The sequence below is a fragment of the Sporomusa rhizae genome (assembly GCF_041428845.1).
GTDB lineage: Bacteria > Bacillota > Negativicutes > Sporomusales > Sporomusaceae > Sporomusa > Sporomusa rhizae.
On sequence record NZ_CP156925.1, the window covers coordinates 937,674 to 964,242 of the forward strand.

The 26,569-nt window shown below is 44.7% G+C and carries 28 protein-coding genes; 15 read left to right on the plus strand and 13 right to left on the minus strand.

Features of this window, described 5'->3' with window-relative positions; translation table 11 throughout:
- Positions 1 to 90 precede the first annotated feature (90 nt).
- The 3 genes from SRRS_RS04300 to SRRS_RS04310 all read right to left on the minus strand — a co-directional run bounded on the left by SRRS_RS04300 (position 91) and on the right by SRRS_RS04310 (position 2,996).
- Complete coding sequence (locus SRRS_RS04300) at positions 91 to 849, minus strand: SagB/ThcOx family dehydrogenase (protein ID WP_371366548.1); 759 nt, start codon at positions 847 to 849, stop codon at positions 91 to 93.
- 165 nt (positions 850 to 1,014) lie between these two features.
- Complete coding sequence (hcp, locus tag SRRS_RS04305; protein ID WP_371366550.1) at positions 1,015 to 2,382, minus strand: hydroxylamine reductase; 1,368 nt, start codon at positions 2,380 to 2,382, stop codon at positions 1,015 to 1,017.
- 278 nt (positions 2,383 to 2,660) lie between these two features.
- Positions 2,661 to 2,996 (minus strand): hypothetical protein, encoded by a 336-nt coding sequence (locus SRRS_RS04310; protein ID WP_371366552.1) that lies wholly within the window; start codon positions 2,994 to 2,996, stop codon positions 2,661 to 2,663.
- A 420-nt stretch (positions 2,997 to 3,416) separates the two neighbouring features.
- On the opposite strand from SRRS_RS04310, the gene SRRS_RS04315 reads away from it, so the two are divergent.
- The 4 genes from SRRS_RS04315 (at position 3,417) to SRRS_RS04330 (ending at position 5,822) form a co-directional block, all read left to right on the plus strand.
- Complete coding sequence (locus tag SRRS_RS04315) at positions 3,417 to 3,578, plus strand: hypothetical protein (protein WP_371366554.1); 162 nt, start codon at positions 3,417 to 3,419, stop codon at positions 3,576 to 3,578.
- Between the two features lie 699 nt (positions 3,579 to 4,277).
- Positions 4,278 to 4,658 (plus strand): pyridoxamine 5'-phosphate oxidase family protein, encoded by a 381-nt coding sequence (locus tag SRRS_RS04320; protein ID WP_371366556.1) that lies wholly within the window; start codon positions 4,278 to 4,280, stop codon positions 4,656 to 4,658.
- 28 nt (positions 4,659 to 4,686) lie between these two features.
- Positions 4,687 to 5,058, plus strand: coding sequence for an ATP-binding cassette domain-containing protein (locus SRRS_RS04325; RefSeq protein WP_371366558.1), 372 nt, complete (start codon positions 4,687 to 4,689; stop codon positions 5,056 to 5,058).
- A 227-nt stretch (positions 5,059 to 5,285) separates the two neighbouring features.
- The gene (locus SRRS_RS04330; RefSeq protein ID WP_371366560.1) at positions 5,286 to 5,822 is read left to right on the plus strand and encodes a CBO0543 family protein; all 537 of its coding nucleotides are present in this window, start codon (positions 5,286 to 5,288) and stop codon (positions 5,820 to 5,822) included.
- A 6-nt stretch (positions 5,823 to 5,828) separates the two neighbouring features.
- On the opposite strand, the gene SRRS_RS04335 is transcribed toward SRRS_RS04330, so the two are convergent.
- Genes SRRS_RS04335 through SRRS_RS04365 form a run of 7 tightly spaced genes read right to left on the minus strand, consistent with a single transcriptional unit; the run spans position 5,829 to position 13,010 of the window.
- Positions 5,829 to 6,572, minus strand: a complete 744-nt coding sequence (locus SRRS_RS04335) for an ABC transporter permease (RefSeq protein ID WP_371366562.1) — start codon at positions 6,570 to 6,572, stop codon at positions 5,829 to 5,831.
- Positions 6,569 to 7,372: an ABC transporter ATP-binding protein gene (locus tag SRRS_RS04340; RefSeq protein WP_371366564.1), complete on the minus strand. Its 804-nt coding sequence runs from the start codon at positions 7,370 to 7,372 to the stop codon at positions 6,569 to 6,571. The genes SRRS_RS04335 and SRRS_RS04340 overlap by 4 nt, the downstream gene beginning before the upstream one ends.
- A 17-nt stretch (positions 7,373 to 7,389) precedes the next feature.
- Positions 7,390 to 8,475: an ABC transporter substrate-binding protein gene (locus SRRS_RS04345; protein ID WP_371366566.1), complete on the minus strand. Its 1,086-nt coding sequence runs from the start codon at positions 8,473 to 8,475 to the stop codon at positions 7,390 to 7,392.
- A 5-nt stretch (positions 8,476 to 8,480) separates the two neighbouring features.
- Entirely contained in the window at positions 8,481 to 9,158 is a 678-nt protein-coding gene (locus tag SRRS_RS04350) for a DUF1847 domain-containing protein (RefSeq protein ID WP_371366568.1), read from the minus strand.
- Between the two features lie 14 nt (positions 9,159 to 9,172).
- Positions 9,173 to 10,879, minus strand: a complete 1,707-nt coding sequence (locus tag SRRS_RS04355; RefSeq protein WP_371369707.1) for an ASKHA domain-containing protein — start codon at positions 10,877 to 10,879, stop codon at positions 9,173 to 9,175.
- A gap of 2 nt (positions 10,880 to 10,881) precedes the next feature.
- Positions 10,882 to 11,931: a uroporphyrinogen decarboxylase family protein gene (locus tag SRRS_RS04360; protein ID WP_371366570.1), complete on the minus strand. Its 1,050-nt coding sequence runs from the start codon at positions 11,929 to 11,931 to the stop codon at positions 10,882 to 10,884.
- The gene (locus SRRS_RS04365) at positions 11,928 to 13,010 is read right to left on the minus strand and encodes a uroporphyrinogen decarboxylase family protein (protein ID WP_371366571.1); all 1,083 of its coding nucleotides are present in this window, start codon (positions 13,008 to 13,010) and stop codon (positions 11,928 to 11,930) included. The genes SRRS_RS04360 and SRRS_RS04365 overlap by 4 nt, the downstream gene beginning before the upstream one ends.
- A 396-nt stretch (positions 13,011 to 13,406) precedes the next feature.
- Between SRRS_RS04365 and cysK the strand changes: the two genes are divergently transcribed.
- The 11 genes from cysK (at position 13,407) to SRRS_RS04420 (ending at position 23,787) form a co-directional block, all read left to right on the plus strand.
- On the plus strand, positions 13,407 to 14,342 hold the full coding sequence (gene cysK / locus SRRS_RS04370; RefSeq protein ID WP_371366573.1) for a cysteine synthase A: 936 nt from the start codon (positions 13,407 to 13,409) through the stop codon (positions 14,340 to 14,342).
- 99 nt (positions 14,343 to 14,441) lie between these two features.
- Positions 14,442 to 14,732 (plus strand): DUF2325 domain-containing protein, encoded by a 291-nt coding sequence (locus SRRS_RS04375; RefSeq protein WP_371366575.1) that lies wholly within the window; start codon positions 14,442 to 14,444, stop codon positions 14,730 to 14,732.
- Positions 14,733 to 14,750: 18 nt separating this feature from the next.
- Positions 14,751 to 15,623 carry a radical SAM protein gene (locus tag SRRS_RS04380; RefSeq protein ID WP_371366577.1) on the plus strand — a complete coding sequence of 291 codons (873 nt, stop codon included), beginning with the start codon at positions 14,751 to 14,753 and terminating at the stop codon, positions 15,621 to 15,623.
- Positions 15,624 to 15,661: 38 nt separating this feature from the next.
- Positions 15,662 to 16,540, plus strand: a complete 879-nt coding sequence (gene nifH, locus SRRS_RS04385; protein ID WP_371366578.1) for a nitrogenase iron protein — start codon at positions 15,662 to 15,664, stop codon at positions 16,538 to 16,540.
- A 12-nt stretch (positions 16,541 to 16,552) separates the two neighbouring features.
- Positions 16,553 to 18,043, plus strand: a complete 1,491-nt coding sequence (locus tag SRRS_RS04390) for a nitrogenase component 1 (protein ID WP_371366580.1) — start codon at positions 16,553 to 16,555, stop codon at positions 18,041 to 18,043.
- Positions 18,040 to 19,392: a nitrogenase component 1 gene (locus SRRS_RS04395; protein WP_371366582.1), complete on the plus strand. Its 1,353-nt coding sequence runs from the start codon at positions 18,040 to 18,042 to the stop codon at positions 19,390 to 19,392. Before SRRS_RS04390 ends, SRRS_RS04395 begins: the two co-directional genes overlap by 4 nt.
- Positions 19,393 to 19,397: 5 nt before the next feature.
- Entirely contained in the window at positions 19,398 to 20,444 is a 1,047-nt protein-coding gene (locus SRRS_RS04400; protein WP_371366584.1) for a uroporphyrinogen decarboxylase family protein, read from the plus strand.
- Between the two features lie 17 nt (positions 20,445 to 20,461).
- Positions 20,462 to 21,148 carry a DUF1638 domain-containing protein gene (locus SRRS_RS04405; RefSeq protein ID WP_371366586.1) on the plus strand — a complete coding sequence of 229 codons (687 nt, stop codon included), beginning with the start codon at positions 20,462 to 20,464 and terminating at the stop codon, positions 21,146 to 21,148.
- Position 21,149: 1 nt separating this feature from the next.
- Entirely contained in the window at positions 21,150 to 21,806 is a 657-nt protein-coding gene (locus SRRS_RS04410; RefSeq protein WP_371366588.1) for a corrinoid protein, read from the plus strand.
- Between the two features lie 383 nt (positions 21,807 to 22,189).
- Positions 22,190 to 23,251, plus strand: a complete 1,062-nt coding sequence (gene arsB, locus SRRS_RS04415) for an ACR3 family arsenite efflux transporter (RefSeq protein ID WP_371369709.1) — start codon at positions 22,190 to 22,192, stop codon at positions 23,249 to 23,251.
- Positions 23,252 to 23,472: 221 nt separating this feature from the next.
- Positions 23,473 to 23,787: an ArsR/SmtB family transcription factor gene (locus SRRS_RS04420; protein ID WP_371366590.1), complete on the plus strand. Its 315-nt coding sequence runs from the start codon at positions 23,473 to 23,475 to the stop codon at positions 23,785 to 23,787.
- 34 nt (positions 23,788 to 23,821) lie between these two features.
- On the opposite strand, the gene arsA is transcribed toward SRRS_RS04420, so the two are convergent.
- The 3 genes from arsA to SRRS_RS04435 all read right to left on the minus strand — a co-directional run bounded on the left by arsA (position 23,822) and on the right by SRRS_RS04435 (position 26,429).
- On the minus strand, positions 23,822 to 25,582 hold the full coding sequence (arsA, locus tag SRRS_RS04425) for an arsenical pump-driving ATPase (RefSeq protein WP_371369711.1): 1,761 nt from the start codon (positions 25,580 to 25,582) through the stop codon (positions 23,822 to 23,824).
- Between the two features lie 23 nt (positions 25,583 to 25,605).
- On the minus strand, positions 25,606 to 25,962 hold the full coding sequence (gene arsD, locus SRRS_RS04430) for an arsenite efflux transporter metallochaperone ArsD (RefSeq protein ID WP_371366592.1): 357 nt from the start codon (positions 25,960 to 25,962) through the stop codon (positions 25,606 to 25,608).
- Positions 25,963 to 26,114: 152 nt separating this feature from the next.
- Positions 26,115 to 26,429, minus strand: a complete 315-nt coding sequence (locus SRRS_RS04435) for an ArsR/SmtB family transcription factor (RefSeq protein WP_371366594.1) — start codon at positions 26,427 to 26,429, stop codon at positions 26,115 to 26,117.
- Positions 26,430 to 26,569: the final 140 nt, after the last annotated feature.

The window sequence follows — 26,569 nt, forward strand, 5'->3', positions numbered from 1 at the left end:
GAAAAACGCCGGGTTCCTTTTGGGACCGGCGTTTTTACTTTATTACGTATGAAGAGAAGATTTATTTTTTTAATGGTATCTGGGGACTGGTTACGGTTTCTTTCCTACTGCTGCGAGATATATAACAAACTCTTCTTCACCGTCCAGGCCTAACATTTGATCGACAAGCGCTTGATCATATATTCCTATTGCACAAGTCCCCGCATCGATAGATTCACTGGCTAAATACAAGTTTTGGCATACATGCCCGATGTCTATTAAAATTTTTTTATGGGCAGTAATGTCATATTTCCACTCCGACCGGTAAGGAGTGGTACTCCAAAGAAATAACACTGCCGCTTTATTCGCAAAATTAGGTACAAAAGGCTGATCCAGAGTGATCTCGTCTATCTTATGCTCTAGTTCATCCAGTTCAAACATAAATAGAAGTCTGTGTTCCATTGGAAGGTACCGATATACTCCTTGTGGGATATTTTCCACATTCCGAATTAGTAGGTAGCTTTCAAAAGAATGGGTCGCGCCGCTGCAAGGAACCGTTCTAAACGTAAGCCCTGCCTTATTCATACCGGTAATGCCCTGGGTCGCCCAAAGGAGATAAGATAATTCTTCGAGACTTATCGGTCGATTGCTGTAAAATCTGGTACTTCTTCTTTCCTTTATACAAGTATAAATATTTTTATTTGTTAGGGTATTTTCATTTACCATTGGTAGATCAATTAATTTTGAATTACTGTCGCAAGGTTTTACCTTAGGCGGTTGGGGAAACCCTTTCTTTGCATCTGTTGCTATTGTTTTGAATTCAGCAAAATTCGACTTCAAAAAATTTCGCTGTTGATTATATCTTCCCATTTTGGCTTCAGCTCCCTTTAATATCATTGAATAATAGGTGCTGGACTTTTATTCACTTATAGGAGAAGAGGGAGCCTCATATAGGTTAACCAAACCTATTTTGAGACCCCCACTTTAACATATCCTTTTAGTTGACTCTGATATTGTTAATGGAGTGTTATTGATCTATTTTAATCCAAGCCACTGCGCTATGCGGCTTAACAAGGAAACGGGTTCATGAGTAGTTTCGCGCACATCCGGCTGATATCCCATAATTGCTTTTAGGTCATCGTCTGCAGTGGTGATGAGCTGCAGATTGAAATTATTCTGGAGAACGTTAAGCACATTGGAGGAGATAAAAGCCGGAGGAGTAGGGCCGATCCGGATATTATTGATACCTAAGCTCAGAAGCGTGAGTAGAATAGCAACAGCCTTTTGTTCGTACCAGGATAGGATCAACGTAAGTGGTAATTCGTTGACTTCACATTGAAATGCTTTAGATAAAGCTAGTGCCACTTGAATGCCTGAGTAAGAGTTATTACATTGTCCAAGGTCGAGCAAACGCGGGATACCGTCAATATCGCCAAGATCAAGATGATTGAACCGGTATTTACCGCAGGCAACAGTTAATACTACACAATCTTGGGGGATTTTTTCTACAAGTTCAGTATAGTAATTCCGGCCCGGTTTAGCACCGTCACAACCGCCAACGAGGAAAAATCGTTTTATTTTGCCGGCTTTAACGGCAGCAACAATTTTATCCGCTAAACCTAAGATTGCGGTGTGGTGAAAACCTGTTGTTAAGTTATCTCCCAATTTTTCAGGCAAAGCGGGTAGTGATTGAGCTTTAGCAATGAGAGCACTAAAATCGCGATTTTCTATATGAGTACATCCACTCATGCCGGCAACGCCTGAGGTAAATAGACGGTCTTTATAGGAATCTTTAACAGGCATAATGCAGTTAGTTGTTACAAGGATAGCGCCTGGGAAGTCAGAAAATTCTTTTTGCTGGTTTTGCCAGGCTGTCCCGTAATTAGCCACCAGATGCGGGAATTTCTTTAATTCAGGATAGGCATGAGCCGGCAGCATTTCGCCGTGCGTGTAGATATTAATGCCGGTACCTTCCGTTTGTTTTAAGAGTTCGTATAGATCTAAGAGGTCATGCCCTGTAATGAGTATTCCGGGACCGGCCATTGTTCCGGTGGGCACTGCAGTAGGCGTAGGATTACCGAAACGCTGGGTATGGGCTCTGTCTAAAAGTTCCATAACCCGGTAATTCATTTGGCCGCATTTCATTACCATATCGATATGACGCTCAAGATTGAAGTCGACGTTGGTAAGGGTGAAGAACATGGCGTCGTGTACAAAGGTATCAACTTCTTCATCGCGGGCCCCAAGTTCCCGGGCGTGGTGGGCGTAAGCTGCTATACCTTTGAGTCCAAAGAGCAAAATATCCTGTAAGCTTTGCAGGTCCTCATTTTTTCCGCATACACCCATTTTGGTGCAACCGGTGCCTTGAGCGGTTTGTTCACATTGATGACAAAACATACTCATAGTAAGCCTCCTAATCTTTATATGTTAGCTCTTAGTATAAAGATTAAAGTCTACTCAGTATGTGATGTAAATCACCTTTCTTAAGAACAGGATAAGTAAAACACGGCTTTCGCTATTGCCATAGGCTCGGCGTGAGCCGTGTTTAGCGGGCGCATCCTTTTGCCAGGAGTAATGGACCGAATGCTTCCGGTTTAGGTGGCGGCGGCTCTGCCCTATCCCGTTTTATGTAAGAACAATAGACTCAAGAAGTCTATTGTTCTTGTGGTAGAGATTTTAGATTACACAACATCTACGGGGAGAATCATTATAACAAAGTCAAGGTTGATGGCTACATCCTTTGCTGTAAGTTGTGCAATAGTCAATGGGAAGCCTAGCGGAAGTATTGCAGACGTAACGTCCATAATAAGGAATTGTTTTTTCTCATCAACCTCTGCTTCTACATGAACCGTTCCAGGGATACAAACTATTGTTTCGTCCTGTTTACGCTCACAGAGTTCAAGCGCTGTAATTCTTTCAACAGTTCCCGTTAAAGCTAATGGTGAAGCGCTACCCACATTTACCAGAACAGTAGCCAATCCCAGAATGATGCCGACTTTCTCATCGTGATTACTCAAGGTCATTCGCTCCTTTTTTTGAAGATATGGGTTTTATATTAGTATAGTATTCATACGTCAATGTAAATGTGATATGTAAATTTAAAAAGGTAATTTAGAGACCGCAAGAGGTTTTGGTACATGGAGCTAAGTTCAGAATCCAAAAGGATATGAATATATAACTTGTTTTCAATATAAACCTACTTTACTGGATTTGAAGATTCATGCTAGGGGTATCTTTACGTTTAGAGAGGAGTGTTTAAATTGTTCTTATTGGAACTAACTATCTTTCTATCTGTAAATATTTGTTAGTAATTTTACTCATTTAAAGTTTGTAATTTAAAATTGTGCTTTTTGTTATTAGCCTGTGATTTATATCATTGTGTTATTTTTTTTCTTTCTTATAATATAATCATATTTTTCATAAAGGAGAAAATAAAAATGAGTGATAGAGTAGAAAAAAGCCAATGCCCCAACTTAAAGATTAATGAAAGAGATTGCACCTGCCCTAAAAAAGAGTGTCCCAGACATGGATATTGCTGTGAATGTGTAGCTAACCATCGGAAACTGGGTGCGCCACCACTTTGTTTCACGCAAAAGTAGCTTTTTGATAACCTAGATGCTTGACAGCCAAGTCAATTTATTGAGTGTTATCCTCCAAAACCGAAGCTGGAAGGTCTATCCTGAAGATCCGATTGCCCTACGTAGCATATCGGATCTTCGGGGTTTACGGGCATACAATTCATGGCCCTAGATATTTTCGAGAATAGAGCTCGTGCTGACCATGCCTATAAAAAGAACACCAATACCCCTACAGACAAAATAGTGCTGTGGGGGTATTGGTTGTTAACACAAGACCTGCTAATTAAAGTCAAGCCTAAAGTGTAAAAATTTCAGAGAAAGTTGGAATTGAAAAAGGGGCAGGCCTTGGCCTTTTTACCTAGAGTTTTATTCTACCTATCCTTTATACCTGGGGTCGTTATTGGTTGTATTTTATTATTGATTATGTGTACCTAGATAGCTACCGGTCTGACGACTGCCTTCATAGCAATGGAACACCCTATTTTGATTATGCGCTCTTAATCGGATTAACGATACTAATCCTGGAATCATGGTAGCTTTCCTGCCTGCAGCAGTCGCAGCTTCCTTCCCGATCAACCTGCGTCCCATACTGGCGAATGGTTTCGTTATGGGCGTCATGGTGTCTCTGCTGCTCGAGCATGTTATATTTTGGAGGATATGAATATATAACTTGTTTTCAATATAAACTAAAAAAGCAACTAGGAAACGGAGGGATAAATATTGGAACAAATCATTGCATTTTTAACTGCTAACCCCACAGGTGCGTTTGCAACAGTAGATAATGGGGTACCTCGAGTTCGGCCTTGGGCCTTCATGATGGAGGGGAACGGGAAGCTCTGGTTCTGCACCTCTAACGACAAGGATGTATATAGGGAGCTGCAGGCAAATCCCAACATGGAGTTTACTTCCTGGCAAGGCTTTAGCATCCTGAGACTGAGTGGCAAAGTGAATTTTAGCCAAGATGTAGAGATGAAAAACAAGATCCTCGAAAATAACCCGGGGGTCAAATCAATCTATAAGAGTTCGGAAAATCCAGTTTTTGAGATATTCTGTCTTGAGCATGGGAAAGCAGACTTAGACGGAAAAACATACGAATTCTAACGTTTCTTTCATCGGTCAAGACTATGCATTGTTTCCGCATTTTACTGTCTATGAAAATATAGCTTTTGGTATATCGGGCAAGCCTAACAAAGAGCGAGACGAGCCGGTTGGCAAATTGTTAACTTTAATTAACATGCATGAATACAAGGATAGGTACCCTTATCAACTAAGTGGTGGCCAGCAGCAGAGGGTAGCAGTTGCCAGGGCCTTAGCTCCAAAGCCGGACTTGCTTTTGATGGATGAGCCATTTAGTAATATTGATTTTGAACTAAAGCAGAAGATGCGTCAGGAAATCCGGTCGATTTTAAAGGTCGAAGCGGTAACCTGTATTTTCGTTACACATGATAAGACAGATATAGAAGATATGGCTAACCGAATCATTACGATTTCGTCGCAGTAAAGTGGTCGCAGCCAACATAAATTGGACTAGGATTAGCCTATGACTTAAGCATCCATTATTAATATGTGCTTAAAAAGCACATATTAATAATGGATTTTTTTTTGCACAGAAATAATGTAATTAGACAAATAGTATCGGATATTATTAAAACTTAAAAGACAATTTTTCATCTACTGGATCTACTTTTTGATGGTGGATAATACTGAACAAATCTTTAAGGAGGATTTATGACGGGGAATCTAGCTCAATATGCCGAGATACTAAAAGTGCAGAAACAGTATCATGAGCTTCAATATGCGCATTGGTTACAATATCAGTTTTTAACCGATAAATGGTGGATGCTGGTTGGGGCCCTAATTATCCCCTGGATTATTTGGTGGCGGGTTGTCGATAAAACAAAAACAGGAATAATCCTTGCGTATGGTATTTATATGATGTTCGTGGTAACTGCAATGGATGCCATTGGTCACGCCTTACAGTTATGGATTTATCCTGTGCAGCTTCTACCTGTAATTCCCGATTCAATAGGGATTGACTGGGGATTCCTAACGGTTTTACATATGCTGATATTTCAATACTTTCCTCAGTGGAAGTCATTTCTGTTTGCTGAAACAATCACTGCGACCTTGTTGGCGTTTATCGGAGAACCGTTTGCTGAATGGATTGGTGTTTACTATGCTTTGCACTGGTATCACCACTGGTCATTTCCTATTTATATAGCGAAAGCTGTATTTGGCAAATGGCTAATAGAAAAAATTGTTTAACTGCGTTTATTTCCGCCAGCGCAGCAGATAGCCGGCAATTTTGTTATAGATTGACATCAGTGACAACACCACTGCGCCGATGACAATAATCCCGGTAACTACCCGTGGGTAATCGGCGAAATCAGAAAAGTATTTTACATACCAGCCCAGACCGCTGGTAGCGCCGATCATTTCGGCGGCAGTTAATAGAATAAAAGCCAGTACCAGGCTGATAGAGCCGCCGCTGATGATGTGGGGCATGGCTCCCGGTAAGAGGATATTGGTGAGCATGGACTTTTTGCTGACGCCGATTGTCCTGGCAGAGTCTACGATACCTTTTTCCAGAGCTTCGACGCCTGCTATGGTATTTATGAACAACGGCCAAAAGGCACCGATAAATATGACGAAGATGGAAGAGAGCGTAAAAGTCGGTAATATGGCAATGGCATAGGGAATGTAAACAATCGGCGGGATGGGACCCAATATATTGGTGACCGGCTCAATGGCGAGCCGCAGACGCCGGTTCCAGCCAATAATAAGGCCGAGTGGAATAGCGAAAAGTGCAGCCAGGGTACAACCCCAGAATAGCAGATTAAAGGAACTGATCAGACTTTTAGCAAATACTAGGCGGTCTTCCAGCAGTAGGCTTACTACCTGCAGTGGCGTTGGGAAAAGCTCCGGATTTAAGAGCTTTAGCCAAGCTGTACTTAGTTGCCATAGAAAGAGGATAACAATGGCCAGGACAAACCGGTCACGGGTAACTTGACTCATATGCCCGCTCCTCCTTCTACTAGCTTCAATTCTTCCAGGATTTCTTTCTGTAATAAGGAAAGAATTTCATTGCGCAGCTTGGTGTAATGCGGATCTTGTACGAGAAAAAAGCGCCGCCGGGGACGGGGGAAGGGAACGTCAATAATTTTTAGTACTCTGCCCGGACCAGGGGTGAATACGGCAATACGGTCGGCAAGATAGAGGGCTTCATCAATATCATGGGTAACTAAAAAGATGGTTTTCTTGCTGTTGCTTTCTGCCCACAGCTTGAGAAGTAAATCTTGAAGGTGTACCCGGTTCTTGGCGTCAACGGCTCCAAATGGTTCATCCATTAGGTAGATGGGAGCATCAATCGCAAAGGCTCGGGCTATCGCGACCCGCTGACGCATGCCGCCTGACATTTCCCCCGGATATTTGTGACTGTAACTGCTGAGCCCGACCATGCGCAGCAGTTGTTCAGATTCCTGACGAGCTGCCTTTCCTTTGGCGCGCCCTGATTCTTTTATAGCGAAAATAATATTATCGAGGGCTGTCATCCAGGGGAACAGGGAGTAGTCCTGAAAGACTACTGCCCTGTCAGGTCCGGGAGCAACGATGGGTTGCTCCTTTAACGTAATGAGACCGCTGGTGGCCGGGGTTAGTCCTGCCAAGAGCCCTATGGTTGAACTTTTGCCGCACCCGCTGGGGCCGACGACTGCCAAAAACTCACCTTGATGGATCGTTAGTGATAGATTGGTTACCGCTGGACGCTCGTCGCCCGGATAGATAAGAGATACTGCTTCCAGATTCAAAAAGGCCACAAGCCATCCTCCTTTACTTACAGATTATTTATGGAAAAATCCTTGTCAAGCTTCTGATAAGTTGTATTTTGTGGTTCGCGTTGTTTCAACTGGTCAAGCGCTGTTTTATAAATATCAGTATTTACATGTTTGGCAATATTGACATCGCTTTGGATATAACCGGCTGCTTTCATGGCTTCCCAAAAAGCAATAAAACGTTTTTTATCAGGATCAGGAATACTGTGAATATGGCCGCTGTAGGTGGCTTTTTTTAGTAGTTCCTTGTCAAGCTTGACATACTTACCGACAAGTTCCAGTGTTTCTTCCTGGTTGTTGAGATAGAAGTCATAAGCGCGGATGTTGGCACGACTGAAGCGGATATAGGCTTCCTGGTTATTTTTGAGAGCATCGGCAAGCGCTACTACCCGGCAGCAGACATGGCCGTCCATATGCTCTGCCGACCAGGAAACGATTTTTAACCCTTGTTGTTCCGCCATCTCGGAAAAAGGAACCCACACAAGTCCGGCGTCGGCTGCGCCTTTCTTAACTGCTTCCAACACCGCGGCGGGCGAGTCGAGCTCTTGGATAGTCACCTGATTTTTCCAGTCTATACCGGCTTTAGCCATGGCCGCTCGCCAGACAGCGTCGCCGGTTGCCAGGCGAACCGTAGCTACTTTTTTGCCGACAAAGCCTTGTAGGGAGGAATACTGTCCGGCGTTTTCCGGCTTAGTTACAATAGCATGGCCCTCGCTTTGCGTACCGCCGATGTCGACAAAAGGCGTCCCTTTAGAGATGAAAACCTGAGGTGCTGCCGTGCCAAAGGAGCCAGCATCCAGTTTCCCGGCTTTAATGGCGTTTAGCCCTTCGCCGGAGTTAGTGAATTGGAACATTTCGACATCCAGGCCCTCTTGCTCATAAAAGCCTTTTTCTTTGGCGATAAAATAGAGTGCGTGGCCAACGGCTGGTAAATAACCGATTTTGAATTTAATTTTGTCAGCCGGAGTAGATGATTGTGCTGAAGACGCGGGCGATGCCTGCTGCTTTTCTTGACTGCAGCCGGCTAAAACTAAACTTAGGATTAGGATAATGGCAAGACCTGGAATAAACAATCGCTTCTTAAACATGGACATCACTCCTTATCTTCTAGTAAGAGCCGTTTATAGTAAAAACCGCTGGTATAGAGTGCGGCTGCCGGATTATGGCCCAATACCCGGTCTTTGGTTATCAGGGTGGTTACTGGGGCATCGGAGTATTTGATAAATAAAGAATCATGGCCGACACACAGACCAACGATTACATTAAGATCGGTACCGGCTTGATTTAAGAGGCGCGCCTGGAGAATGGGATTACATAAAGCTTCGTGGCAGCCCTGTTGCACCTTATGTTCGGGGAGTACGCCGATTTCCGTTTTATCAAGCGAACCTACCTTACAAATGACGCTGTAGCTCTCCAGGCCTTTTGTTTTAAGTATTTGGGTAAAGATCCGGGTTTCTTCCATCAGACCGATACATGTTGCAATACCAATTTTCCTGGCACCAATCCGTTTGGCAAAGGCAATAATTTCTTCTGCCCGTGTGAGTTTGCCGTAATAAATTCCTTCGATTTCGGCAGCCGCCAGCGCCATTCGGCGATCGGGCCCTTCCTCAGTATAGCTGGCTTTGGCCTTGGCAATTTCTGTGTTTATGTCAGTATCGCCGCGTGAGGTAATGCTCAGGCAAAAGCTGGGAAACTGTTTGTCGCGGCGGTAGCAGTTGAGCTGATGGCAGTCAGCGCAGCTAAGACGTTCCGGGTTTTTAGGATTACCCATAGGAAACTACCTCCTTAAAAATTTAGACAATTGACAAAAGTTTTGTCAAAGTCACTGTAGGTGGCCAATTCCAGCACTTCAACCTGTTTGACCAAGCTGGTAACCTTGTGTCTGGCTTCTTGATTCAGGAGCAGCGTCTGACCGCCTGTTTTGGCGGTATTACCGAGAAAACTGATTTTTCCCCGGAACACTTCCGGCAGCATACCGATATTTATAAGACTGTCGGCATTAAGGTGAAAGCCAAAGGAACCGGCAATATATACGTGATCTACGTCGACAGTGCTTAGACTGCCGGCGGTCAAAAGGCATTCAATCCCGGCCCGGATGGCACCTTTGGCGAGTTGTACCTGGCGAATATCTTTTTGCGATAGATAAACGGATTGATGGATGGCAAACACTGTTTTGCCATTTTCGTTTTTTAGTCGGCGCGCAAGCGGGTGTAGGCTGGTGTCCGGTCCGGCAAATTTACCTGTTTTATTGATTAGCTTTGTCTGCACAAGCTCACCTACGATGTCTAACAGACCGCTGCCGCAGATGCCCTTCGCCGGTTTGTCGGCGATGGTCTTTACCGTTACGGTTCCGCTTTGCTCAATTTTGAATTTTTCAATAGCGCCAGGAGCAGCTCTCATGCCGCAGGTAATATTCATGCCTTCAAACGCCGGCCCGGCAGCCGTTGAGGTTACAGACAGGCGTCCGTTAACAGCCAGTGCCATTTCCCCGTTGGTACCAATATCGACGAATAAAGCGGTGCCTTGATGATTTGCTAAGTCGGCTGCCAGAATTCCCGCCGTAATATCTGCGCCGACATAGGCTGACATAACCGGCGGCAGATAGATTTGGGCAAAAGGGGCAGCATGTAGTCCGATAGCTGCTGCCGAATGATAGCTATCGCCCCACAGCACCGGTACATATGGATATTTACCCAAAGAAGCAGGATCAGTCCCCAGCGCCAGATGCAGCATACAGGTGTTGCCACTAAATACAATCTCATAAATAGTGTTATAAGTAATGCCGGCATTCTGCGTCAGCTCGTCGATTAGGGTATTAATGGCCTGAATAAGACCGGTATATAGAGTGGTTAACCCCTCGGGTGTTGCTCCAAACTTTATCCGGGATAATACGTCCTGGGCGTGGAAGCTCTGGGGATTAAGCGCCGATGCTGTGCTAAGTTCCTGGCTGGTTGTCAGGTCAAATAACGCCGCGACTAAAGTAGTTGTGCCAATATCAACAACCAGGCCATAGGACATTTGGGTAGAGTTTCCGGTTTCCACCCCCAGTAGTGATTGCCCGGACAGTATTAACGTTTCGTCCGCAGTTGGCACATACTGTTTTTTTATAACGGGATCAAGTGTTACGTCGAGATAATGACCCTGGCTGATAATCTGTACATCGTGTTTGTCTTGACGTTCAAGGACAAAAATGTCGATTATATCAGATGGGGTTGCTTGACTCTGAATCTCAGTCATGCATCCGAGAAAGATGCCTTGACTTAGTTCTTCCGGAGTCAGACTGTGGTGACAGCCTGAGAGAACGCGGATAGAGGCAGGAGATTGGCCGGATATACGCACTTTGCATTTGCCGCAAGTACCGGCACCGTTGCAGGGGGATTCAACCAGAACACCGGCTGCCCGGGCGGCAGCAAGCACGGTAATATTATCTATTACTTCAAAAGAAACCGGGGTAGTATCTACCGGCTGATTGGCCTGCCAAAAGCGGAGCATAGTCACAGCGTTTCCATCCTTTCTTTTTGATAAGCACCCTTTACTGTAGCAGTCATAGCCCGGATATTATCCAAAGGGCTGGAAGTGCTTAGACCGCAGGCAGGTGCAATAATGTCAATACCTTGGGCCACCAGGTTGCTTGTTTGCAAAGCAGCCTTTTCGGCCGGGCCAAATTCTAACAGGTAAGTGCTGATATTCCCCATGGTAGTAAGCTGCGGGAATTCGTCCTTTAACTGTTTTAAGTTGACGAGGGCGTCGGTACTGATGGCATTGGCTTTTATCGCCGGGATGAGCTGTTTGACACTGTTTAAGTTGCCGCAAATATGGACAATAACCGGAACTCCTTTTTGCTGGATGGCGGCGATGAGTTTGTTAATATAGGTTACGGCGTATTCCGCAAACAGCTTGGGACCGAGGATTTCCCCGGTAGCGGTAGGATCACCGATGGCGATAACGGCCGCTCCGTTAGCGATAAGCTTATGTGCAAAAGCAATTAACAGATCTGTTACATAGGAGAAAACCTTGTGAGCTGCAGCCGGATCTTTGCGCAAATCTTTCAGGAAGGGAATAGGGTCCACCAGTGAGGCTGCAGTGCTTACCGGTCCGGTCAGACTGCCGATGACCGGAATATCCGGATACTTGGTGGATAAGAGAGAGGCGGCCTGGCAAACGACGGGTATTCTGCCGGTGGTAAGCATAGCATTAATTTCCCGATATTCTACCTGAGAGCAAGAGGCATATATTTCGCGGCTGATTTTGGGTTCACATTCTAAGGTGCCTAAGTCAATCTCACTTCCCAGCACTTCTGCTTCTACGGTCATGCAAAAGGGGAGACCAAAGTTTTCAAATCCCGTAAGTTTATGGACATTATAGGCCAGCGCGGCCATGAGGGCAGCATCGGCATGGGCGGCAGGCAGAACGTATCCGCTGTTTTTCATGACGCTGACAATGGCGGCATTCATCATCCCGCCAGGACATATAACCGGCGGACGATCGACCGGTTGTTTATTTAATACTGCCAGCAGACGTTCTTTCTCCGTAAAAGCTGTCATTTTAACCACCTCTGTTCCAGATGATTTAATTTTTCTTGGGTAATGGGGTAGCCGATTTCGCGGACGGCATCCAGCATGGCATCAATGTTGGCGAAAGGAGTTTCGGTAGGCAGACTGCAGCCGGAGGCCACAATATATCCCTTGGGATTATCATAGGCTTCTTTAACACCGCTGAGCACACCCAGGCGAACATCCGCCGGGGAGCCTTGCAGCATGATTTCGGATGGTTTGACATTCCCCATTAGGCGCAGTTTATGCCCAACCTTCGTTTTGGCTTCAGATAGGCTGGCAGCGTTATCGATGCTGATACAGTCGGCACCGGCTTCGGCCATCAGCTCCCAAACCTTGGCAGTTTTGCCGCAGATATGGAGGGTCACTGCTTTGCCGCGGGAATGAATATAGTCGATGAGCTGCTTTAAGTAGGGGAAGGAAAACTCTTTAAATTGTTTGGGACTGATGATGGTTGAGGAGGACATGGGATCAGTCAGGCTGGGAGTGCAGCCGGTATCAATGATAGCTTTGGCATAATTTAAACAAGTTTCCAGTGATAATTGGCATAAGCGGTGTACGGCCTCCGGTTTTTTAGCGACAAGCCGGGTTAGGTTTTCAGCCCCAATCAGAAAGGAAGCGTTGGTAAAGGGGCAAGTGAGGGCACCGGTAACGACAACTTCTTTACCTACCTCAGCCACGGCAATTTTCATTGCTTCCAGATGGTGGGGCAGATTACCGTCCCGGTAGGGGTCAACTGGTTTTAGGCTGTCAATCTGGCTGACATCAGTGATAGCAGGCAGCTCAAGATAGGCAGTTTCATCCTCTGGATAGCGAATGACAGCTCCCATGGCTTCGGCTTGACCGTAAAGGTCGGTAAATATGCGGATAATGTCATAACCAAAGCGGCGGTAAGCGGCAATCTGAGCTTCTGCCAGTAGTTTGCCGTTTGTTGGCAGTTGGCTCACCTTGACACCGATTACCCGGGCAGCCGTGTTACCTACAATCGGGACGCAAGGCAGGCGATCAATCGCATTTCCTTGGCCGTAGGCTTGTAGCCGTTCCAGCGGCGTCATTTGGTCTTTACTCATATAGAAGTACCTCCTTTTGCAAATAAAAAGAAGGCCAAAAGAAACGTTCGGTTTCTTTTGGCCTTCAGTATGTCTGATCAGCCTACAATATTGAGATATGTGGCAATTATATGATAAGGAGCAAAAAAATGTCAAGAGTAATTTTATTGACAGATTAAATTTATCCGATGACTAACCCGCTCTAAGACTCCCTCTTCTGCAAGTGGGAGTAAAATTAATAATTTCATCTTTGGGGATTGACACCCAGCTTATCCTTATGCTACCATATTTTTAATCATAAAGCATAATATGCTGACCGGAACACCGGAGGCAATCAGTGGCTGTGTAGCAGCCTTGATTGCCTTTTTTTATTTTACTTGGGTGTATAAAATTATTATATTGAAAGGGAATGATGATATGGGAAAAATTGCTGACAATTTAACAGACCTTATAGGTAATACGCCCCTGTTGAGATTAAGGCAGTATTCGTCATTAAAAGGTATAGAGGCAAAATTAATTGGCAAACTAGAACACTTTAACCCCTTGGGAAGTGTTAAAGACCGGTTGGGGTATGCATTGATAAAAGATGCAGAAGACCGGGGAGTTATCAATAAAGATACTGTTATTATTGAACCAACTAGTGGCAATACAGGAATTGCCTTGGCTTTTGTAGCAGCTGCCCGTGGTTACCGGTTAATTCTTACCATGTCCGAAAGCTTTAGTATCGAACGCCGCAAATTGCTTAAGGCTTTGGGGGCAGGACTAGAACTTACTCCTGGTTCGGAAGGTATGGCGGGAGCTATCAGGCGGGCAGAGGAACTCGCCAAAGAAATACCGAATTCCTATATCCCGCAACAGTTTAAGAATCCGGCTAACCCTGAAATTCACCGCAAGACTACCGCAGAGGAGATATGGCGTGATACTGACGGCAAGGTAGATATTGTTGTTGGCGGTGTTGGCACCGGCGGCACGATAACCGGAATTGGCGAGGTACTCAAACAGAGAAATAAATCTCTGAAAGTAGTTGCAGTGGAGCCAGCCAGATCCCCTGTACTCAGCGGCGGCAGTCCGGGTGCGCATGTAATTCAAGGAATTGGGGCTGGTTTTGTGCCCGATGTTTTCAACAGGGAAATTGTCGATGAAATTATCGCCGTTGAAAACCTTGACGCTGTGGTAACAGCAAGAAGCGTTGCCAAAGCGGAAGGGTTGCTGCTTGGTATATCAAGCGGGGCGGCATTATTTGCCGCTACTCAACTGGCATTAAGACCTGAAAACAAAGGGAAGACAATAGTAGTTATTTTACCTGATACCGGTGAACGGTATTTATCTACCGTTCTTTATGATGAAGACTAATTGCTGACTGGAATAGACCAGAGGCAACCAAATTCTGCTTTTGTGGAGAATTTCGGTTGTCTCTTTTTATTTAAAAGCTGCAACAAGGAGGATATAGATATGACAGCCTTGGTTATAGGTGCCGATTATTTAGGCGCAATTGAAAGAAAAATGCGCAATATGGGTGTTACCGAAATCTCTCATGTGTCCGGTCGGCACCCTGGTGAAGTAAAAAAAATGAATATACCAAAGAGTGCTGCTTTTGTCTTGGTTTTTACCGACTATGTGAACCACAATATTGCCAAAGCTGTAAAAAGTCATGCCAAAGCGCAGTCAATCCCCTTGGTGTATGCAAAACGATCCTGGTGTTTTGTCGAAACCGAGTTGACAAAGTTAGGTTTAAGCAGTTGAAGGGAGGAGGAGATTTCTGTGAGCCAATGCCAAGGTAATTATGATATTAAGAAGCACCCTTGCTTTAGTGCGGATGCACACGGAAAATTCGGTCGCATTCACTTGCCTGTCAGTCCGGTCTGCAATATTCAGTGCCGGTTTTGCAAACGGGGCTTTAACAAAAGCGAGTGGCGTCCTGGGGTCAGCCGGGCTTTATTAACGCCGGTAGCGGCCGTCGAGGTACTGGACAGAGCCGTTAAATTATGTCCCGAATTAACCGTTGTTGGGATTGCCGGGCCTGGTGACACTTTAGCAGGTGATTATGCCTTGGAGACTTTCCGGTTGGTTCATGAACGCTATCCGGACTTAATTAAATGCCTTAGTACTAACGGTCTGCTGCTGAAAGAGAAGATTGCCAGCCTAGTCGAAGCCGGTGTAAAAGCCATTACCGTGACTATGAATGCCGTAGATGTGAAAATACTGGCCCAAATCTGCTCACACATAGTGTGTAACGGCCAGTATATTACCGGTGAAGCGGCGGGCCGCTGGCTTATCCTGGCGCAGTTAGCAGGCATCGAGAAAGCGGTAAGCTTAGGTGTGACAGTTAAGGTTAACACTGTACTTATTCCTGGTGTAAACGATAAGCATGTCGGTGATATTGCCAGGGCAGCGGCCAATGCCGGAGCAGCCTTCATTAACATCATTCCGCTAATTCCCGAGCACGAATTCCGTAATCACCGTTCGCCGGATTGCATGGAAATCAATGCGGCGCGCATGATTGCTGAGGATTATTTGCCGGTCTTTAGACATTGCCAGCAATGCCGGGCCGATGCGTGTGGCATACCCGGCGGTAAAATGGATTTTGCCGAAAAGTTATATGATAAACGTTTTATTTCCTTTTCACATGGTTAATGTGAGAGGTATTTAGTTTATGCAGGGGAGGGGATTTAATGTCTGGAGATAAAATCAGGCAAATTGCTATTTACGGTAAGGGTGGTATTGGTAAGTCTACAACTACTTCCAATATCAGCGCCGCTTTGGTCAAAGCCGGTTATCGGGTCATGCAGGTGGGCTGCGATCCCAAAAGTGATTCTACCAATACATTGCGGGGCGGAACTTATATACCTACTGTGCTGGATACCATGCGGGAAAAGAAAACAGTGAAGCCCGGTGATATTGTCTATCAGGGTTTTAGCGGCGTATATTGCGTTGAGGCAGGCGGGCCTGCACCCGGGGTTGGTTGTGCCGGGCGCGGCATTATTACTGCTGTGCAATTGCTTAAACAGCTTAAGGTTTTTGAAGATTTAGAACTGGATTATGTTATTTATGATGTTTTGGGAGATGTGGTATGCGGCGGTTTTGCCGTACCCATCCGGGAAGGCATCGCTGAGCATGTATTCACTGTCTCTTCTGCCGATTTTATGGCCATTTATGCAGCCAATAATTTGTTCAAAGGTATAAAGAAATACTCAAATTCAGGTGGAGCGCTGCTGGGAGGTGTAATTGCCAACTCCATTAATGCACCTTATGCCAAAGTCATTATTGATGATTTTGTGGAAAAGACCAGTACGCAGGTAGTTGGTTATGTGCCGCGCTCAGTTACTGTTACCCAAAGTGAATTGCAAGGCAAGACCACTATTGAAGCCTTTCCCGATTCGGCACAAGCCCAGGTGTACATGTCATTAGCTGAAACTATCGCCAATCATACCCAATCCAAGGTTCCTTCGCCGCTTGAGGTGCAGGATCTTAGGGATTGGGCAGCCGGTTGGGCGGATAATCTTGTGGCTTTGGAAACAGGCGAGATTCGCAGCGCTGCCCAAGGCATATAGGAGAGTGAAATTATGAGTTATTTCGAGCTAAAAGAGCCGCCCCGCCGGGAAGACAGGTTAAAAGCGTGCATTGCCCACGGTTCGACACTGGGGGCTGTTTCGCACCGGAGAATGCGCTGCTGCATGCCTGATAAGGAACGCAGTTTTACACAAAACTCCATTTGCCTGCTATTACCGGCGCTGGGGACAATGAACACCATACCTAATAGTTTAGTACTTATGCATGGCGGTCTTGGCTGCGGTTCTTCCTGCCATGGCGGGAATGCCGCGGTACGCGGCGGCAATACCCAACGCTGGGGTGTAGTCAAAGACGGCAGATGGCTGTCCACCGGCCTAACAGAAGCAGAGGTTATCGGTGGTGGTGAACCTAAGCTGGCGGAAGCCATTATCGAGGCTGACCGGCGTTATCGTCCGGAAGTTATCTTTGTCGTAGCCAGTTGTGTGCCAGGCATAATCGGTGATGACGTAAACGGGGTAGTTGAGCAAACCCAGCCTGAAGTGGCCGCCAAATTATTGGCAGTGCATTGTGAAGGCTTTAAGACCAAGATATGGGCTACTGCCTATGATGCCGTATACCATGCTATTGGCCGGACATTGCTGCCTGATGCCGTGGCGGAGAAATCTGATAAGAAGAAACCGGGAAAGACCGTTAACTTGATGAACATGTCTTCCATGGGACGGGTAGATGAAATTGAACTAGAAAGGCTATTAAAAGCATTAGGATTTGAGGTCAATATTTTCCCGGTTTTTACTGACCCAAGCGCCATGCAGCGCATGGCTGAGGCCGACCTATCCATCAGTACTTGTCCGACACATGACGACTATATGCTAAACCATCTAAAAGAGAAATATCAAGTGCCGTTCATTATCAGGCATATGCCGATTGGTATTAAAAATACCGGTAAATGGCTGCAGGATGTGGCTGACTTTTTTGGACTGAGGCAAGCAGCCCAGGAGCTTATTGCCCAGGAGGAAGCAGAGCTCGCCGAGGCACTTGCACCACTAAAGCCTTTGTTTAAGGGGAAAAAAGCATTTAGCAGCGCCGGTGAGTTCAGAGCGCTTTCCACGGCCATACTTCTGGCAGAATTAGGGTTTGAAGTGGTAGGCATCCGCGCTTTCCACCATGACGAATTTGCCGAAGTGGAGTACGCGAAGCTGGCAAAGCTGACCGGAGAGGACTATCCGTTAAACATTGCTAACTGCCAGCCTTTTGAAGAAGCCAATCTGCTTAGAAAAATACAGCCTGATGTTTTTCTTGGTCATATGAATGGTAATAGTACGGCGGCTAAGCTGGGGATTCCCACTCATGTAATCTATAATACCGGACTGCATTATGTTGGTTACCGTGGTGCCTATGAATTGGCCAGACGGTTATACCGTCAGTTGAAAAACCCCCGTTTTAATGCCAATCTTAGCCGCTTTGTCAAACTGCCTTACCAGGAGTCCTGGTATCAGCAAAATCCGTTTAAATATATCGGCGCGGCAGGTGGTGAAGAGGAATGAGCAGCTACAATTTTATTGAAAGACCTCGGTATACCTGCGCGCTTGGCGGCGCTATCGCTACTGTGAGCGCCTTACCCCAAGCCATACCTATTTTGCATGCCCCTCCAGGCTGCGCCGGAAATTTTACCTGGACGCAGGCCGGAGGTGCAGGGTTGCAGGTTGGCGGCTATTGTGGCGGACTAAGTATGCCTGGTTCCAATGTTCAAGAACGGGAAGTTATTTTTGGCGGAGTTGAACGGCTGGAGGAACAAGTCAGGACCACACTGGAGATTATGCAGGGCGATATTTATGTTGTATTGACCAGTTGTGTTACGGAAGTCATTGGCGACGATATCGGGTCAGTTGTGAGACCTTTGCAGGAACAAAGTGTACCCATTATTTTTGCGGAAACCGGCGGTTTTCGTGGAAATTCGTATGAGGGGTATGAACTTGTGCTGCAAAGTTTGTTCCAAAACTTTGTCGCAAAAACTGATGACAAAAAAACCAAGTCAGTCAATCTCTGGGGCATTACTCCGTTTATTGATGTCTTTTGGCGCGGTAATTTGTACACTTTGCGTAAGCTCTTGGCGAAGCTGGGTTTGACAGTAAACAGCTTTTTTACCGCCGATGACAGTGTGGCTGCAATCCGTCAGGCTGGCAGTGCGGCCTTGAATATTGTTGTATCAGAAGTGTTTGGGTTAGGCGCCGCACGTTTAGCCGAGGAAATTCATGGGACTCCCTATATAGCAACCCAACTGCCCATAGGACCTTCAGCAACTGATGAATTTCTGCGAAAGGTTGGGGCAGCATTACACCTGGAAGATTCCTTGGTAGAAAACTTGATTACCCAGGAAAACAAGCGGTATTACAGCTTGCTGGAACCACTTGCCGATTGCTTTAATGATATGGATTTGCAGCGATATGCTGTTATTGTCGCCGATACCAATTATGCGATCGGTCTTACCCGGTTTTTGGCCGACGACCTGGGGTGGTTGCCGGAGGTCGTGGGTATTACCGATATTTTGGACGAAGATCAACAAGACGCTATAACCAGCCGTTTAGCTAAACTGGAGAGCGGTTTAACTCCAGAACTTATTTTTCATACAGACGGCAGTATAATAGCTGCTGCCGTACAGGCACATTGGGCCGAGCATCAATCTCAGGCCGGCAAATACGCCAATCCTTTAAGTCCGGCTTTTGTTATTGGCAGTTCTCTGGACAGGGAACTGGCTAAGGAACTTGGCGCCGGCCATCTCAGTGTAAGCTTTCCGGTAGCCAACCGGGCGGTTTTAGGCAGGGGGTACACCGGATATCGTGGTAGTCTAACGCTAATTGAAGATTTAATCGGCACAATTATTGCCGGCAGGTAATGATTGTGAAAGGAGATCGATGGCATATGCTGCCCAAGGACAGGGTTATCCATGCGTTACAGGCTAAAAGCAATATACCTTCCTGCCAGTCCCGGATTCCGGCAGCTCTCCTGTCCGGCGGAACTTGGTCTTTCCGGCAGAAAGGCTTAACCCTGCTGGATGTGCTGGAAAAGCCGGAACTGGGCGCTCCTGCAATTGTTGAAGTAAACCAGTTGATTCATTCAGATATTGTGTGGCCAGGGTCGGGGTATCATAATTTGCTGATACATTTCTTTGGGGGAAAAATAAAATTTCGGCCGCAAGGAAATATTGATGTACTTGAACCGGTGTTTACCAAGGTGGCGGCCGCCGATTTGCTTGATTTGAGCCGGATTGACAATCACGAATGGATTAGAGCCATTCGTTCCATAATTGAAGCTGTTGATGCTCAAATTGGCAATACTGTGCTGGTGGGAACTTCCAGTTGGGGGCCGTTCACCCTGGCCGGGCAATTTTACGGCGTAGAAAGGCTAATGGCTGGTTTATATAAAGACCCGGCTGCCATACATGCACTGCTGGAAATCATGACTGAGGTTTGCGTTGCGTATTTGTCACCGGCTATTGATAAAGGAGCTATTATCTTATCCATTGCCGAACCGACGGCTTCCGGTGATCTTATTTCGCTTACGCATTTTACGGAGTTTGCCGCCCCCTATATTACAAAGGTGGCTGAACGCCTAAAACAACGCGGTGCTTTTATTACATTGCATATTTGCGGAAACATCAAAAATAGTCTGCAGCTTGTTCCATATATGAACGTTGATCTGTTATCCCTGGATTATAAAGTGGATCTGGATTTGGCGCAGCGTGTGCTGGATGGAAAAGTAGCCATAGCTGGCAACCTAAACCCTGTGCTCTTAAAGGATCTGGCATATGATGAGGTAAGTCAGGCTGCTAGACAATGTATTAAACAGGCTGGGCGGGGTGCAAACTACATTCTTATGCCTGGCTGTGATATTCCACCCAGTGTTCCTCTAACTAATGTTCAGGCATTTTTAAGTGCCGGACGGTAAGATACTGCGGAGGTCTCATGACAGTTAAAATTATTGCTTGTGAAGTTATGAAAGAAGAATTGCTAGACATCAAGCCAAAGGAAACAGTTAATTATGAGTTTATTTCCATGGGACTTCATTTGCACCCCAAGAAACTAAATTGCGAGCTGCAACGGATTATTGACCGGTCGCCAGGATATGACAAGATTATTTTGGCTTTTGGTCTTTGCGGTGGGGCTGCCAGAGACCTAACTGCGTCAGATAGCCCGCTCATCGTTCCACGCGTTCATGATTGCATCCCATTACTTTTGGGTTCCAAGGAAAAACATAAAGAGTTCAGCCAAGAGGAAAAAGGCACGATTTATCTGAGCTGCGGCTGGATGATAAGTGAGAAAAATATAATTTCCGAACATCAGCGGATTGTCGAAAAACATGGTGAGAAAAAGGCGCTGCGCATTCTTAGTCAGATGTATGACGGTTATCGTAAAGTACTTTTTATTGATACAGGTTGCCGCCAGGAAGAAGACAGTCTCAGAAAATCGTGCCAGATTGCAGAGCTGCTTGCATTGAGGCATGAGACAACACAGGGTGACAGTGCCTATCTCTATAAACTGGTTAATGGTCCCTGGAACCAAGACGAGTTTATCCACATACCCCCCTATGAAAAAGTGCGGGAAGAACAATTTGGGATTGGCGTTAAAGTAGATAATTATAGGAGGGCTTAACATGCCGGTTAACAAGGAAGAATTGTTTAAAAAATTATCAGATGCCGTTGTTGATATGAACGAGGATGAGGCTATACGTCTGTCTCAGGAAATTGTAGCAGCGCAAATTAATGCCTATGAGGCTGTGGAAAAGGGACTCTCGGAGGGGATGGACCGGGCAGGAAAGTTGTTTGAGGAAGAGGAGTATTTTATTCCGGAATTGCTGTTATGCTCTGACGCTATGTACGCCGGGCTTGAGGTGCTGAAAGGGCATATTAAAACGGAGGGGCACGGCGAAAAGCGCAAAGTAGTCATCGGCGTTATAGAAGGTGATACCCATGACATTGGTAAGAACTTAGTAAAAATAATGCTGGAAACATCTGGTTTCGAAGTCTATGACCTGGGGCGAGATATTGCGCCGTCAGTCTTTGTCGATAAGGCCCAGGAAGTCGATGCTGACATCATTGCCCTGGCAACTCTTATGACCACCACGATGGAAGGAATGGCGGCAGTCGTGGATATATTGAACGAACAGAGTATAAAAGACCGTTTTAAGGTGATTGTCGGCGGCGGACCTATTTCACAAAGTTTTGCCGATAAAATCGGAGCCGATGGGTATGCAGCCAATGCTGCTGATGCGGTAAGACTTTCACGCCGGCTTTTGGAAATATCCGGATGAGAAGAGTCTACTAATACAAAATAAATAAAACAGAGGCTGAGAGGCTGTATCCTAGTTTACTTTGGATACAGCTTTAAATATTTTATTCGGAGCTATTAACGAGATAGTAGACTTAGCTATATCTAGTAGATATCCGCGGAAGACACCCTGTTTAAAGATCCTTTAGGCAAGACTAGTAGGTTATATTGACTTAGAAGTATCAATACACTATCATATAAATATATTCATAATCATAAATATGATACTGTATCTATTGTAACTACATCGAGCAATGTTTTCTGACATTAATTATCAAAGAGCTTGGAATAGAACCAAGCAGATGGGACAATTATTGCTATATTGTATATTGCTTGTAGTGGTTTAACATTTTAGGAGGTGGAGTAATAGTGAGTGAAAAACGGTTGGACTTTTTTGAAAGGTATTTGACAGTTTGGGTTGGTCTCTGCATTGTGGTAGGGATTATTCTAGGAAAATTATTTCCTGACGCGGTCAATGCGCTTAGTAAAATGGAAATCAGCCACGTTAATCTTCCTATTGCAATACTAATATGGTTAATGATCTATCCGATGATGCTTAAAATTGATTTTTCGGCCATTCTGAAAGTGGGAGAAAAACCCCGGGGACTATTTATTACTTTATTAGTTAATTGGATAGTAAAGCCTTTTAGTATGGCATTTTTAGCCTGGTTATTCTTTAAGCATATTTTTATTGGTTATATTGGCGATGAGTTAGCAAATGAATACATTGCAGGAGCAATTATTTTAGCCGCTGCTCCTTGTACCGCTATGGTGTTTGTTTGGAGCTACCTAACCGATGGTGACCCCGCGTACACATTGGTTCAGGTTGCGATTAATGACTTGATTATGTTGCTGTTATTTGCCCCTATCGTAATGTTCTTGTTAGGAGTATCAAATATCGTAGTGCCGAAAGACGTATTGTTTATGTCGGTTTTGCTCTATATTGTTATTCCGTTGGCTGCAGGATATTTGACTAGGCGTTTGCTGCTTCAATCAAAAGGTGAGGAATGGTTTAATACCAGGTTTTTAGCGCCTTTAAAGCCGGTTACTATTCTTGCTTTGTTAGCTACGTTAGTAATTATTTTTGCTTTCCAAGGAGAGATTATTTTAAGTAACTGGTTTAATATTATCCTGATTGCTGTTCCGATTACTATCCAGGTGTACTTTAATTCTTCGTTAGCTTATGGTTTGTCAAAATTCTTAAACGTTCCCCATTCTATTGCTGCACCTGGTGCGCTGATTGGTGCAAGCAATTTCTTTGAACTGGCGGTAGCGGTAACGATTTCGCTTTTCGGACTACAGTCTGGAGCTACGTTAGCCACTGTTGTAGGTGTTCTTGTAGAAGTGCCTGTGATGCTATCAGTCTGTAACTTCTGTAATAAAACACGAGATTGGTTCCCGAGTGAAAGCAATCAAAAGTCAATGTAAAAGTCATCCTAGTTATGAATTTATGTATCCCGTGGTATTAACTTTATTTGATTAAAATCTATGCAGCTAGTTAAGAATAGGGTTAGGCAAAAGGAAGACTACTGAATGTAGTCTTCCTTTTATGTACTGCCTATTGACAGCTAAAACGATTAAGTATATTGTAAAAACATATCAAAAAAATTGATATATTGAATTGATAACTGCTAATTGGAGTGTTGGATATGAGGAAGATAGCTGAGATTTACAAGGCCTTGGGTGATGAGACTCGCTTGGAGATTATTACTATGCTTCTTGGAAAAGAACTATGTGTATGTGATATAATCGATGCTTGCAATAAATCTCAGCCTGCAATTTCCCATCATTTGAAGATTCTAAAACACGCTGATTTATTACAAGACCGAAAAGAAGGTAAATGGGTATTCTATCGTATCAACTACGAACAAGTAAAAGTAATTAAGAATTTTATCGAGAATATAATGACTCACGAGAACGAAAATATTACCTGTGTGCCATGTTCCCCTAATCGAATGATATAGCAGAAAAACTCCCTTTCAGGGAGTTTTCTTAATCCTAAGCTTCAATTTTAATCAATCCTTGAAGATCGTGTCCTTGCAACTCTTCGCCATGCCACTTAATTAAGACAGTATGCCCCTGCGAGGTTTCAACGACTTTATTGATCCACTCAACTTCACTTTGTGATTTAGCTTTTAATAATGGGCTCTTGGTTTTCGTAAGATAGAGGCTAGAGTTTACCACCCACCATTTGGCATGGATACCTGCTCGCTGTAAATCATCAGAAAGTCGCATAGCCTCATGGACGGGGGTCGCTTCCGGAAGGGTTACAATTACGACTTCCGTCTCGGCGGCATTCCTTAATCTGGGCAGCAGTTTTTTTACGCTTTCGGGAATATCGCCTTGGCTTTTTTGAATTTCTTTATGATAGCTCTGCGTAGCATCCAGTAGTAGCAGAGTGTGACCGGTAGGTGCCGTATCAATCACTACTACTTGATTATCTGTGGCATGTTCCACAATTTCGGCAAAGGCTCTGAATACGGCTATTTCTTGTGTGCATGGTGATCTTAAATCTTCTTCAATATAAGCTAAGTCTGCATCTCCCAGCGATTCCCGGGCCTTGGCAAGTACTTCTTCCTTATACTTCTCAAGTTCCTGGGCTTCATCAATATGGCTGATTTTTAAATTGTCGCTGTCATTAAGCATAAATTTTAAATGATGGGCCGGGTCGGTGGTTGTCAGGTGTACGTTGGCGCCTTTTTCTACTAATCCTAGAGCAATCGCTGCCGCTAATGTAGTTTTGCCTACGCCGCCTTTGCCCATAGTAAAAATAACCTTTTTGCGCGAAGTATACATATCTTCAATTAGCGTGCTTAGCGAGTAAACGTCTTTCATCTTAGCAGGTGCTGGATCTGCGTCTATATAGTTGTCAACCAGCATTTTTTGTATATTTTTTACCCCATAGACATTATAAGCGCGTAGAGGAATATAGTACGTTGTAAGGCTGCGCAAGTAATCCGGCATGTCACGAAGCGCTTGCTGCTGTTTGTTATATAACCTGAGTGCTATCTCATCGTCTGGAGTGTCAAGTTCCATAACTCCGTTAATAATCAAAGTCTGATTGGTAACGCCAAGATCTCTCAGTTCTTCTGATGCCCGTTTTGCTTCTAACAATGGAGTTTTCTCCGGCCTTGATACCAGCATAACGGTTGTCATACTGCGATCAGCCAAAGTTTCAACCGCGCTTTTGTACATCTGTTTGTTTTCTTCTAGGCCTGATAATTGTCCTAAGCAGGAGGCACCATGCTTGTTTTCACTGATAAAATTACTCCAGGCCGAAGGAAGCTGGAGCATTCTCAGCGTATGCCCGGTTGGCGCTGTATCGAAGATAACAAAGTCATATTTATCTTTAATCGTTTTATCGGTTAGATAATGGGAAAATTCATTAAAGGCAGCAATTTCTACGGTACAGGATCCGGATAACTGTTCTTCCATATTGGCAATTGCCGCGTCTGGTAATAATCCTTTATATGGTCCGATTACTTTCTCTTTATATTCACGAGCTGCTTCTATCGGATCTAAGTTAACAACGGTAAGATGGAGGACATCAGGTATGGAAGTTCCTTTATTGTCTAATGCAACGCCGAATACATCCTGTAAATTAGAAGCAGGATCGGTGCTGATTAACATTACTTCTTTACCACTATCAGCGAGGTTAACGGCTGTAGCACAAGCGGCAGATGTTTTGCCAACGCCTCCTTTACCTGTAAAGAAGAAATACTTTGTGAGATTTAGCTGCGATGGTTTATAGGCAGGCATCGTCGTGTCTTCTTTTGACATGATTAACAGCACCCGCCCTCGCAGCAACAACCGGATTTTTTCGGCTTAATGTTTAGTTCTACTCCGGTCCATTCTGCGAATTCTTCATTGGTAGGATAGCCCTTCGTCTTTACTATTTGACCATCTACTAAAGTAATTGGCAGTATCTCAGGGCCATATTGTTTCAATTGTTCATTTATTAATTGGTTCTCTACAAAGGCATTAGGCTGACCAGAAAGGTTAAAACGGCTGATATCTGCACCGTTTTGTTTGAGGCTTTCAATAACGGTTGCTACTCTCAGTAGTTCCGGGTCAACGCTTGCACCGCAAACTCCGGTAGAACAGCACATGGCTGGGTCATAAATCGCTAATTTCTTCATAGTATCACGCTCCAGTATTTTTTATTTTTTATCCATTAGAAATACACCTAGTCCCAAAACTTTGCCAAAGGCTTCAGCCATCTGGGGGCGGCATGAATTGTGAACACAGATAAAAGTTGCTTTTTTCACTCCACCTACTCCTGAACTTATTCTTAACAATCGTAGAATTCTTTTACTTTACCTGCATCAAACACATAAAGCTTATTCGCATCAGAAAGCAGTTTTTCCAGGAATGGATATTCGACGTAGACGTCATCAGGAATACTATAGTGGACCCATTGCGCCTTTTTTTCCGCTTTAATAAGACCTACCAGGCGTAATTTGTTAAGGTGCTTGGAGGTGGCGGACTGGGTTATGGATAAGATTTGTTCAATTTCGCAAACGCAGCGTGTACCACTTTGCAAATAACACATAATAGCCAAACGGTTATTATCTGCCAGAGCTTTTAAAACATCGACGATTTTCATAATTCACCACCTAATAGTAGTATATTCCCATATTGGAATATATATATTTATATTATATGATGTAGATTCGGGTAACGCAACTGCTAACCTAAATAAATTTCAGTAGAGAATTATTAAAAAATAATAGTTGTAACAAGCAA